Source organism: Kosakonia sp. SOY2 (assembly GCF_027109175.1).
Classification (GTDB): Bacteria; Pseudomonadota; Gammaproteobacteria; order Enterobacterales; family Enterobacteriaceae; genus Kosakonia.
In genome coordinates this window covers 835,162-846,524 of sequence record NZ_JAPVXH010000001.1, presented here as the reverse complement: position 1 = coordinate 846,524, position 11,363 = coordinate 835,162, and the positions used below count along the sequence as shown (strand labels likewise).

Genomic DNA, 11,363 nt, shown 5'->3' with positions numbered 1-11,363 from the left:
CATAAAAAACCGGCCAACTGGCCGGTTTTTTATTTGCTCAGGCTAAAAACCGAAATTACTGCTTAGCTTGCGGGTCGGTATCATACTCGGCGCAGGTCTGGTAGCCGGAGTTCATGACGTGACCAGTTTCATCCAGCGCAACGAAATAGGTTTCGGTTTTGCCGTCACGTTGACCCAGAATATAGGTCTGGCAAGTACCGCGCGCGTGGATCATCGTAACTTCAGAAGAAGGACGGCCAGCAACCTGCATAACCTGCTGGCGGCTCATGCCTTTTTTCACATCTTTCACCACCGGCTGAGAAACCTGATCTTTTGCACGATCGTAAGCCGTACAACCCGCCAGCATAGTCAGCACTGCAGCTGCGCCCAGAATTCCTGCGATGTTCTTATTCATATTCCATCCTCTTTTGTATCCGCTTGTGTATCAGCGTGTTATCTAAGCCTGGAATATAAAATTGCATTTTTCAACTAACAGACGGCATTGGTATAACTTTCGGAGAAATCTAATAAAAGTGAGATAAGCTGCTAAAACGCCGTAAATTGCGGCACTCAAATCTGTGATCCTTGTCGTTTTACCGCCAAAGGGTTAATTTGGCCCTATTATCTATTTGCACCCTGCAAAGCAGGACAACACAACGGAGGGGTAAATGACTCTGCAACAAGAGATTATTCAGGCGTTAGGCGTGAAGCCCACGGTCAATGCCGAAGAAGAAGTTCGCCGCAGCGTGGACTTTCTGAAAACCTATCTGAAAACCTATCCTTTTTTGCAAACGCTGGTGCTTGGCATTAGCGGTGGCCAGGATTCCACGCTGGCCGGGAAAATCAGCCAGATGGCAATCAGCGAACTGCGCCAGGAAACGGGTAATCAAGCATATCAGTTTATCGCCGTCCGCCTGCCTTACGGTAAGCAAGCGGATGAACAGGATTGCCAGGATGCCATCGCGTTTATTCAGCCGGATCGCGTTCTGACCGTCAATATCAAAGCCTCAGTGCTGGCAAGCGAGCAGGCGCTCCGTGACACAGGCATCGAACTGAGCGATTTCGTGCGCGGCAATGAAAAAGCGCGCGAACGTATGAAAGCGCAATACAGCATTGCGGGCATGACGAAAGGCGTGGTGGTTGGTACCGACCATGCCGCCGAAGCGGTGACCGGTTTCTTCACCAAATATGGCGATGGCGGCACTGATATCAACCCGCTTTTCCGTCTGAACAAACGCCAGGGTAAACAGTTGCTGGCTTACCTGGGCTGCCCGGAACATCTTTATAAAAAAGCGCCAACGGCCGACCTGGAAGACGATCGCCCTTCACTGCCCGATGAAGCCGCACTGGGCGTAACTTACGAAAATATCGATGATTATCTGGAAGGGAAAACGCTGGACGCCAGTATCGCGAAAATCATTGAAGGCTGGTATGTGAAAACGGAGCACAAGCGCCGCCCGCCTATTACCGTATTCGACGATTTCTGGAAACAGAAATAACCTACAGGCGGCGCAAGCCGCCTCTTTTTTAGGCACTTATTGGCTGCTATACTGGATAGGTAAACAGTATCAGGAGTCTTTTGTGGTCAGGCGTCAATCCGCCCCGCGTCTTGAATTCGAAGCGGCGGCAATCTATGAATATCCGGAACATCTTCGTCCGTGGCTGGAAGCAATGCCCAAACAGCCCGGCGTCTATATTTTTCACGGCGAAAGCGAGGCGATGCCGCTTTATATCGGTAAAAGCGTCAATATCCGCAGTCGTGTGCTGTCACACCTGCGCACGCCCGATGAAGCGGCGATGCTGCGTCAGTCGCGGCGTATTACCTGGATTTGTACCGCCGGGGAGATTGGCGCGCTGTTGCTCGAAGCGCGGCTGATTAAAGAACAACAGCCGCTATTTAATAAGCGTCTGCGCCGTAATCGCCAGCTCTGCTCGCTTCGCCTTAGCGGTGAAAAACCGCAGGTGGTGTATGCCAAAGAGGTGGATTTCTCCTCCTCTCCCAATCTGTATGGCCTGTTTGCCAACCGTCGCGCCGCATTGCAAGCGCTGCAGTCGATCGCTGATGACGAAAAGCTGTGCTACGGGCTGCTGGGTCTGGAATCGCTAAGTCGCGGCCGGGCTTGTTTTCGATCCGCATTACAGCGCTGTGCCGGCGCATGTTGCGGCAAAGAGACGCGTGAAGCACATGATGAACGCTTAGCTGCTGCGATGGCACGCCTGCAACTGGTCTGCTGGCCATGGCGCGGCCCAATCGGGCTAAAAGAGAGCGCTGCGGGAATGACGCAATATCACATTATTCACAACTGGCTATGGTTAGGTTCAGTTGATGAGCCCGCCGCTGCCGCGCAACTGCTGCGTTTACCGGCGGGTTTCGATCATGACGGCTACAAAATTCTCTGCAAGCCGCTGCTTTCCGGGGAGTACGAAATCATTGAACTGGGTTAATGGCCGGGCAGCCAGGTGATTTCACTGAACAGTAATTGCCCTTCTGACTTTAGCAACCGCAGAGTTTGTCGCCCTTCCTGCCAGTAGGCGCCCTGATCGGCGGTCAACAATTTATCGCCCAATTGCCACGCCCCGCTCAGAACGAAAATAACGCCGCCGCGTGTACCAATAGTGGTAAAGGTGCGATCGGCGATACGCACTTTCGCCTGGCAGCGATCGCGGCGCGTCATCACATTAAAATCCAGCGACATGCGCCCGTCTGAAAGTTCAGCCCTGACCGGCTGCTCACCGGCAAAAGTAAAGGGCTGGTGGTGTTTAAGCGTGTGGCTGAAAGCGCCTCCGCCGTTCAGCGTCACTTCGCCGCCTTCAATAAGGGTTATTACTCGATCCACACCGGGAAATTGCGGAAAATCACCGTTGCTGGCCAGCGAAGCGATACTGGCTCGCCAGTTAAAATCACGTGTTGCGGGCGGAAAACAGCAAATTTCTCGGGTTTCGCCCGCCCCATTACGCCAGAGATTTACCGGCATTTTACGGATATCAAAGAATTCCATCATCACTCCTGAAGGGCGCGGTGCTTCACCTGCGCCGCTGCCTCTTCGGACAGCCTGCATCATTGTTATTGTTTACTTTGCCATGTGTGAGTTATCGGCAGCCGACGCGATTTGCCTTAGGCTACTGCGCAATCAGACATGTAAAAAATCATAAATTTCAGATAAGTAACATCGCCGCAAAAACGGGTTTAACGAGGATACCGCGCCAGTAGCGGCTGGCAAGAGGGAAACAAGAAAAAACCGCCGGTTCTGCCCATCACGTAAAACAAGCGATGAGCAAAACCGGCGGTCTTAAGGAGGGGTGCTGAATTATTCAGCAGGTGCAGGAGGCATTTTACCTTCCGCTGCCGGATGTTCTGTCAGACGCTTCTCAAAATTGGCATTGAACTGCTTTTTCTGTTCCGGGGTCAGAATGTTGTAAATCTTGTTCTGCGTCTCCATACGTTTCAGCATAACGTCTTTATGCTGCTGTTCCATTTTGGTGATTTGCGCTTCGGCTTTCGCGCGGTCAAAGCTGTCGCTGGTAATGATGTCATGCATTGCGCGCATCTCTTCCACCGGCGGACGTTTCATCTCTTCGCGCTGGCTTTTCATGATCTCGCGGATTTGCTGTTTCTGCGCATCGGTCAGGTTCAGGCCTTTGAACATCATATCGTGCGGGCCTTTACCTTTGTGGTGCATCATGGGTTGCGCGTCAGCGGGTGCGGCGGTGGTATCCGCAGCATGAGCCAGACCTGCAGCGCCAAAAGCCAGGGTAGAGGCAACAAACAGAGCAGTCAATTTACGCATAATTTTATTCCTTACTTCGGTTTTACTTACGGCGGTTGCCGTGTTGACGCTAATCACTTTACTGGCTTTATCGTCAATTAATCAGAGCGACGGTAAAACAATGAAAGTGTAAATATCATTTTTACGTCAAATGTGAAGGAAATAAGGATAAAGCGTGGAGAGTCGAAAATTAAATATTCAATATGCTGATTAAAAAGGAATTGTGGATAATCTTAAATCAACGTGATTTATTAATAAAGCGCTTCAACAGGATAATTCTGCAATTTATTTAAGAAAACCATAAAAATAAGCCCTGCGTGAACAGGGCTTGCTGTTTAATTAATTTTCTCGAGCATAAGTCCGGCACGTAAGCCAATGGCAACATTCGGATTCGGAAACAAAACATACTCCTGTTCATGTTGCACCACATACCGCTCGCCGCGATCTTCTGCCAGCAAAGTACCCGCACTGAAGGCCGTAAAATTGAGTGTATCCGCACTCATGAAGAGTTTAAATTCTTCACTGTGGCGGGTCAGTTGCTGCACCACCCGATAGCGCAGCGGCGTGTTTTCCGTATCCGGTGCGGGTTCGCCCGCCAGTAACGCCGCCAGCGCCCAGGCCGTGCGCTGGAACTGGCTTAGATCGTTTTCACCAAATGGTAACGCTTTGCCAAGCTCCAGTGTGCAAGCCAGCGCATTAAAATGCTCACAGCTGTAATGGGTAAAGGTGCCGCCCGGCGCCTGGTGAAACACCAGCGCCTCCAGTCCTGCGTCACCCAGCCATTCCAGAAACGGTTCATCCCAGGGCTCTGCTCGCTGTGGCAGCACGCCAAAGCGCACATGATGCGAACCGCGGATCGCGGTATGTAAATCCAGATGCCAGCGCACCTCATCGCCCGCCGCAAAGAAATGCGTCACCGCTCGTTCAAGCTGGGCGGCGCGCACTGTTTCATCGTTGGGCGGCAACTGCTGCCAGCGGCCACCAAACATCCGGTTGAGATCGTTATGCAAAAATCGTTTGTTTTGCGCCAGCGCCTGCGGATTTCCAAGGATCACCAGCAGCCGCCAGGTGAGTGGCTGTTCGCCCGCAAAGACATTTTTAAGCAACTGATCCAGCATCTCCACCGGCGCGGTTTCATTACCGTGGATAGCACACGAGATGACCAGCGATCGCCCGACGGATTGTTTCGGGATCAGTTCCAGTATCCCTTGTTCGTGCCACAACCAGTGAATACCGCCCGACTCCCCTGACATTTTTCGCGGGATATCGCCCGCAAGCGTTGCAGCAAGAAAGTTATCCATACGGCCTCCGGTTAACGCTGGAAGGGATACACCGATCCCAGATTCAACAACTGCGTTAATCGGTCCAGCGCTTCCCGCCCCTCGCGTAAAAGCTGCGGATCGGCTAAATCCGCTTGCGTCAGCCGATCGCGATAGTACCGATCCACCCAGTCATTGAGGGTGGCAAACAGACTGTCATTCATCATTACTGCCGGGTTAACGGCCTGCTGCTCCGCCTCGGTAAGCACCACACGCAAGCGCAGGCACGCCGGACCACCGCCGTTCGCCATACTTTCACGCAGGTCAAATACTTTAAGCTCACTGATCGGGTTATCCTGCGCCAGCAGCGTGTTCAGATAGCGCCACACCCCGGCATGTTCCTGCGACTCCTGCGGCAATACCAGCAACATGCTGCCATCATCACGACTCAGCAGTTGGCTGTTAAACAGATACGTTGCCACCGCATCACTAACCGAAACAGCCTGCTGCGGAACTTCAATTGCCATAAATCCCGGTACTTTAGAGTGTAGCTCGGCCAGCACACGAGCCTGGTTAGCAAAGGCCAGTTCGTGACAAAAAAGCACCTGTCGGTTCGAAACGGCAATCACATCGTTATGAAACACGCCCAGATCGATAACGTCCGGGTTTTGCCGGGCGAAAACCACCTGCTCCGCGCGCACCTGATTAATACGTGCCACCGCCTCGCTGGCTTCGCGCGTCTGGCGCGCCGGATAGCGCGCCGGGGCATCATGGCTTGCGTACTCCCGACCGTAAACGAAGAGTTGCACACCCGCTTCGCCGTAATCACCGCCAAAGCGGTTATGGTTCGCCGCGCCTTCATCGCCAAACATGGCAACCTGCGGCAGCGCCGGGTGGACAGCAAACGCTGTTTCATCGCGAAAGATGGCGCGCAGCAGGGCTTCTGTGGTCGGGGCTTCCATTGCGCGGTGGAATTTATTATTCAGGTTAGCAACCGTGAGATGCACTTTGCCATCCAGCGCATCCGCCGACGGGCAGACGGTAGCCGCGTTTGCGACCCACATCGACGATGCCGAACTGGCAGCGGAGAGGATCTGCGGCGCTTGTGCGGCAGCTTTTTCCACTACCTGCTCATCGCTGCCGCTGAAACCAAGCTGCCGCAAGACCGCGATATTAGGGCGCTCCTGCGGCGGGATCACCGCCTGCGGGAAACCCGCGTCGGCGAGCGCTTTCATTTTCAGTAGCCCCTGCTTTGCCGCCAGTTTCGGGTTAGAAACCTGAAAACGGTGGCGGGTCGAGGCCTCATTACCAAAAGATAATCCGGCGTAATGGTGCGTTAGCCCAACCAGGCCATCGAAGTTAACCTCACGTGCTTTCATGGCTGCGCCTCGCGAGAGAAATCCAGTCCCGGACTGAGCGTCTGTGGCAACATCAACGCGGGAGATTCAAGACTCGCCATCGGCCAGGCGCAGTAATCCGCTGCGTACCACGCGCTGGCGCGATGGTTACCCGAGGCGCCCACGCCGCCAAACGGCGCGGTACTGGCCGCACCGGTCAACGGTTTATTCCAGTTGACGATCCCGGCGCGCGCTTCCAGCAGCAGTTGATCAAATTTTTGCCGATCCGGTGAAATTAACCCGCAGGCCAGCCCGTAGCGCGTGTCGTTCGCCATACGGATTGCCTGATCAAAATCGTCATAGCGCCAGACACACAGCAGCGGGCCAAAAACTTCTTCGTCCGGCACTCCCGCCACGTCCGTCATCTCGATAATCCCCGGCGTCAGCAGCGAGGTTCCTTCCGCTAACAGGCGCGGTGCCAGCAAAGTTTTACCGCCGCGAGCTTCGTGCGCCTGCCAGGCCTGGTAAACCTGCTGCGCCGCCTGGGGTGAAATCAGGCCACCGAAAAACGGCGCGGGTTCCGCATCCCAGGCCTGCGGTTGCAGCCGCGCGCTCACTTCCACCAGCCGCGCCAGAAAGTCATCGCCCGCTTTAGAACGCTTAACCAGTAAGCGGCGTGCGCAGGTGCAGCGCTGCCCGGCGGTAATAAATGCTGACTGGATCGCCAGATGGACGGCGGCATCGGTATCGTCAGGATCTTCAACAATTAGCGGGTTATTCCCCCCCATCTCCAGTGCGAGAATTTTTTCTGGCTGCCCGGCAAGCTGGCGGTGAAGCTGATATCCCGTATTGGCGCTGCCGGTAAATAACAATCCGTCCAGCCCCGGCAGTGCGCTCAGCGCCTGGCCGGTCTCACGCCCGCCCTGCACCAGATTCAGCACACCTGCAGGCAAACCCGCTTGCTCCCAGAGTTTGACCACCGCTTCACCGGTCCACGGTGTGAGTTCGCTGGGTTTAAAAATCAAAGTATTACCCGCGAGCAACGCCGGGATAATATGCCCATTCGGCAGATGACCAGGGAAGTTATACGGCCCGAAAACGGCCAGCACGCCATGCGGGCGATGGCGCAGTGTTGCGGCACCATCTGCCATCTCCGTGTGTTGTTCCCCGGTACGCACGTGGTACGCCTTTACCGATATTGAGGCTTTGTTGATCATCGCCGTCACTTCGGTCGCCGCTTCCCAGCGCGGCTTACCGGTTTCGCGGGCGATGATTTCGGCCAGCGCCGCTTTGTTGGTCTCCAGTAGCGCCGCGAATTTCTCGACAATCGCCTGTCGCTCAGTAAAAGCCTGCCGCGCCCACTGCGGGAAAGCGTCGCGCGCGGCCTGATACGCCAGCGCCACTTGCTCGCTATCGGCATCAAAGCCGTGCCACAACGCTTCGTGGCTTACCGGGTTGGTTTTGACGCGGCGTTCGCCCTGGCCTGTTACCCAGTCACCCTTAATCCATAAACTCATTTTGTTTTCTCCTCGCCACTTTTCTCTTCGGCACACAGGCGCACCAGCCGCACGGTATCCCCCGGCTGGCACTTCAGCGCATCCAGTTCGGCAGCCGTTAAGAGCAAACGCTCGGTGTTTGGATCCGCGTAAATAAGCATGGCGCGGAATTGCTGGTACTGCTCATTGGAGACCATACACGCGGGCCATTCACCCGGTGCACGCTGGCCTTCGCCTCCCGTCACCAGGCGGCTTTTGCGAATCGCCCGCACCCGGTCAACATCGCATTCGAGCGTCGGCCCGCCATCAAAAATGTCGACATAGTTACGGTAGCGAAAGCCCTCTTTTTCCAGCACCGCACGGGCCGGTGCCGTCTGTGGATGCACCTCGCCAATCACCGCTTGCGCCTCTTGTGAAAGGAAGTGGGTATAAATAGGGTGCTTTGGCATCAGCTCCGCGATAAAGGCTTTTTGCCCGGTGCCGCACAGGTAATCCGCCCGGCTGAACTCCATCGAAAAGAAACGCTTGCCCAGGCTCTCCCAGAATGGCGAATAACCGTGCTCGTCAATCACGCCGCGCATCTCGGCCACTACTTTCTCATTAAAGCGCTCGCGGAATGCCGCCATAAACAGAAAGCGGGATTTCGACAACAGATAACCGTTGCCCTCTTTACGCCAGGCGGGATCGAGAAACAGTGTGCAGAGTTCGCTGCTACCGGTGTGGTCGTTACTAAGAAACAGCGTTGGCAGCGCGTTATAGACATTCAGCTCTTTCGAGGCATGAACCTGGGTCCCGACCCGGTAGTTATACCAGGGATCGTTCAGACCCACCGCGACCTCAATGGCGCAAATGCCCGCCACCTCGCCGCTTTGCGTCTCTTCCAGCACAAAAACATACCCTTGCTCACCCTTCGGCAGCTCGCCCTGCCAGGTACGGCGCGAACGTTCAATCCGCGCAGCAAGCGTTGCTTCATCAACCGGCAACGACGTCAGGCCGCCACCGGTTTTTCCGGCCAGCCGCATCAGCGCCGGTAAATCGCCTTCGGCGACAGGACGGATCACCATCATGATGCGTTCTCCGCAATGAATTTTTCACAGGCGCGGGCAACACGCGCAAGCCCGTCGCGGATCTCTTCTTCGCTGATATTCAACGCCGGAGCAAAGCGCAGCACATTGCCACCGGCAATCAACACCATTGCGCCTTCTGCCGCCGCCAGTTGTGAAAGTTGTTTTGCTTTTCCGGCATACTCAGGAGCCAGTTGACAACCGATCAGCAACCCTAAGCCGCGGATTTCACTGAACAGGTGATAACGGTCATTGATCGCCGCAAGCTGCTCCGTAAACCATTGATGGCGTTGCTTCACGCCAGTCAGGGTTTCCCGCGTGTTGACGATATCGAGCAACGCACCCGCCACCGCGCCGGCCAGCGGGTTACCGCCGTAGGTCGTACCGTGAGTACCGACATTCATCACTTTGCCAAACTGTTCGGTGGTCAGCATCGCGCCAATCGGGAAACCACCGCCCAACGCTTTTGCCGTAGTCAGCGCATCCGGCGTCACACCATAATGCATATAGGCATACAGCTCGCCGGTGCGACCAACGCCGGTTTGCACCTCATCAAAAATCAGCAGCGCGTTATGACGGGTACACAGCTCGCGCAACCCTTGCAAAAACGCCTGGCTGGCTGGCACCACGCCGCCTTCACCCTGCATCGGCTCGACAATAACGGCACAGGTATCGTCATTAATTAAGGCGCTGGCGGAGGCCAGATCGTTGAACTGCGCATGCTGGATTTGCGGCGGCAACGGCGCAAAATCTTGCGAATAAGCCGGTTGCCCGCCCGCGCTAACGGTAAATAAGGTGCGTCCATGGAACGCATTCTTGAACGCGACAATGCCGCTTTTATGCGGGCCAAAGGTATCGTGGGCATATTTGCGCGCCAGCTTCAGCGCCGCTTCGTTTGCCTCGGCACCGGAGTTACAAAAGAAGGCGCGATCGGCAAAGGTCGCGTCCAGCAGGCGTTTCGCCAGTTTCAGCACCGGCTCGTTGGTGTAACCGTTGCCGGTATGCCAGAACTTCGCCGCCTGCTCGCTGAGCGCTTTACACAGCGCGGGATGCGCATGCCCCAGCGCATTCACCGCAATCCCTCCGGCAAAGTCGACATACTCTTTACCCTGCAGATCCCACAAGCGGGAGCCCTCACCGCGTACCGGAATAAAAGGTGCAGGCGCGTAGACAGGCAGCATCCATTGATCAAAGTTTTCACGCGTAATTGACAGAGACATAGCGACCTCATCCGGTAAATAAATAGTTGAAAAAATGTTAACGAATATGAACGTTTTCGCTGTAAATGTAGATTGCACGGTTCGTGCCAGCCAGCGATAAAACTGCATAAACGACTTTCAGCAACGAAATTTCAATAACTTAAAACCTATCGCCATTCACTTTATTTGCATAAAAAGTGAATAACCAGAGATCCAAATGAGGTGGAGAGGGAGGAAAGACGCCTGTTTATGCAATTAGAAATTTTAATTATAGAACTGTGATCATCAGCGAAATTAATTTACAGCGTGCGCCCTGTTTTAGTGCGTTTCGCCCTAAATAAGGGCGCGTGATGCGCCAGTGCGCATCGGCGGCGGCGATATCAATAAGTGGCGGTGGTTAAATGTAAATTCTGCTAACATCTCTGCATCTTTCACTCTGCTAAATGGCTGCGACTATGAAATTTGTCTCTTTTAATATCAATGGCCTGCGCGCCCGCCCTCACCAGCTTGAAGCGCTGGTTGAGCAACATCAGCCGGACGTCATCGGCCTGCAGGAGACCAAAGTCCACGACGATATGTTTCCGCTCGAAGATGTCGCACGGCTGGGTTACAACGTTTTTTATCACGGACAGAAAGGCCACTACGGCGTGGCATTGCTGACCAAAGAGACGCCGATTTCCGTGCGTCGCGGCTGGCCGAACGACGGTGAAGAAGCGCAGCGCCGCATTATCATGGCGGAGATCCCCTCGCCTATCGGCGATATCACGGTGATTAATGGCTATTTCCCGCAGGGCGAAAGCCGCGACCACCCGCTGAAGTTCCCGGCGAAAGAGAAGTTCTACCAGGACTTGCAGAACTATCTCGATACAGAACTCGATAAAACAAAACCGGTGTTGATCATGGGCGATATGAATATCAGCCCGACAGACCTTGATATCGGTATCGGTGAAGAGAACCGCAAACGCTGGCTGCGCACCGGTAAATGCTCCTTCCTGCCGGAAGAGCGCGAATGGATGGAGCGTCTGAAAGGCTGGGGGCTGGTGGATACGTTCCGCGAAGCCAACCCGGAAACTCAGGATCGCTTCTCGTGGTTTGATTACCGCTCAAAAGGCTTCGATGATAACCGCGGCCTGCGTATCGATCTGCTGCTGGCAAGCCAACCGCTGGCGGAGCGCTGCATTGAGACGGGTATCGATTACGACATTCGCAGCATGGAAAAACCGTCCGACCACGCACCGGTGTGGGCCAAATTTAAGGTCTGA

At 54.8% G+C, this 11,363-nt stretch carries 11 protein-coding genes; 3 read left to right on the top strand and 8 right to left on the bottom strand.

Annotation, left to right across the window (positions count from 1 at the left end):
- Positions 1-55: 55 nt before the first annotated feature.
- Positions 56-394 carry an osmotically-inducible lipoprotein OsmE gene (gene osmE / locus O3S68_RS04035; protein WP_017456537.1) on the bottom strand — a complete coding sequence of 113 codons (339 nt, stop codon included), beginning with the start codon at positions 392-394 and terminating at the stop codon, positions 56-58.
- Positions 395-647: 253 nt separating this feature from the next.
- On the opposite strand from osmE, the gene nadE reads away from it, so the two are divergent.
- The gene (gene nadE, locus O3S68_RS04030; protein WP_020454002.1) at positions 648-1,478 is read left to right on the top strand and encodes an ammonia-dependent NAD(+) synthetase; all 831 of its coding nucleotides are present in this window, start codon (positions 648-650) and stop codon (positions 1,476-1,478) included.
- An 82-nt stretch (positions 1,479-1,560) separates the two neighbouring features.
- Positions 1,561-2,424, top strand: coding sequence for an excinuclease Cho (gene cho, locus O3S68_RS04025; protein WP_020454003.1), 864 nt, complete (start codon positions 1,561-1,563; stop codon positions 2,422-2,424).
- Here cho and ves read toward each other — a convergent pair.
- From ves to astC, 7 genes are all read right to left on the bottom strand, one after another.
- Positions 2,421-2,978, bottom strand: coding sequence for an environmental stress-induced protein Ves (ves, locus tag O3S68_RS04020; RefSeq protein WP_020454004.1), 558 nt, complete (start codon positions 2,976-2,978; stop codon positions 2,421-2,423). The two genes, cho and ves, sit on opposite strands and share 4 nt — an antisense overlap.
- Positions 2,979-3,287: 309 nt before the next feature.
- Positions 3,288-3,767, bottom strand: coding sequence for an ATP-independent periplasmic protein-refolding chaperone Spy (spy, locus tag O3S68_RS04015; protein ID WP_045511546.1), 480 nt, complete (start codon positions 3,765-3,767; stop codon positions 3,288-3,290).
- A gap of 314 nt (positions 3,768-4,081) precedes the next feature.
- Positions 4,082-5,047 carry a succinylglutamate desuccinylase gene (astE, locus tag O3S68_RS04010; protein ID WP_269230842.1) on the bottom strand — a complete coding sequence of 322 codons (966 nt, stop codon included), beginning with the start codon at positions 5,045-5,047 and terminating at the stop codon, positions 4,082-4,084.
- An 11-nt stretch (positions 5,048-5,058) separates the two neighbouring features.
- On the bottom strand, positions 5,059-6,384 hold the full coding sequence (astB, locus tag O3S68_RS04005; RefSeq protein WP_269230841.1) for an N-succinylarginine dihydrolase: 1,326 nt from the start codon (positions 6,382-6,384) through the stop codon (positions 5,059-5,061).
- A complete protein-coding gene (astD, locus tag O3S68_RS04000; protein ID WP_269230840.1) occupies positions 6,381-7,859 on the bottom strand; it encodes a succinylglutamate-semialdehyde dehydrogenase in 1,479 nt (492 codons plus the stop codon). The genes astB and astD overlap by 4 nt, the downstream gene beginning before the upstream one ends.
- Positions 7,856-8,905: an arginine N-succinyltransferase gene (astA, locus tag O3S68_RS03995; protein WP_269230839.1), complete on the bottom strand. Its 1,050-nt coding sequence runs from the start codon at positions 8,903-8,905 to the stop codon at positions 7,856-7,858. Before astA ends, astD begins: the two co-directional genes overlap by 4 nt.
- Positions 8,902-10,122, bottom strand: coding sequence for a succinylornithine/acetylornithine transaminase (gene astC / locus O3S68_RS03990; protein ID WP_269230838.1), 1,221 nt, complete (start codon positions 10,120-10,122; stop codon positions 8,902-8,904). Before astC ends, astA begins: the two co-directional genes overlap by 4 nt.
- A gap of 434 nt (positions 10,123-10,556) precedes the next feature.
- Between astC and xthA the strand changes: the two genes are divergently transcribed.
- Positions 10,557-11,363 carry an exodeoxyribonuclease III gene (gene xthA / locus O3S68_RS03985; protein ID WP_020454011.1) on the top strand — a complete coding sequence of 269 codons (807 nt, stop codon included), beginning with the start codon at positions 10,557-10,559 and terminating at the stop codon, positions 11,361-11,363.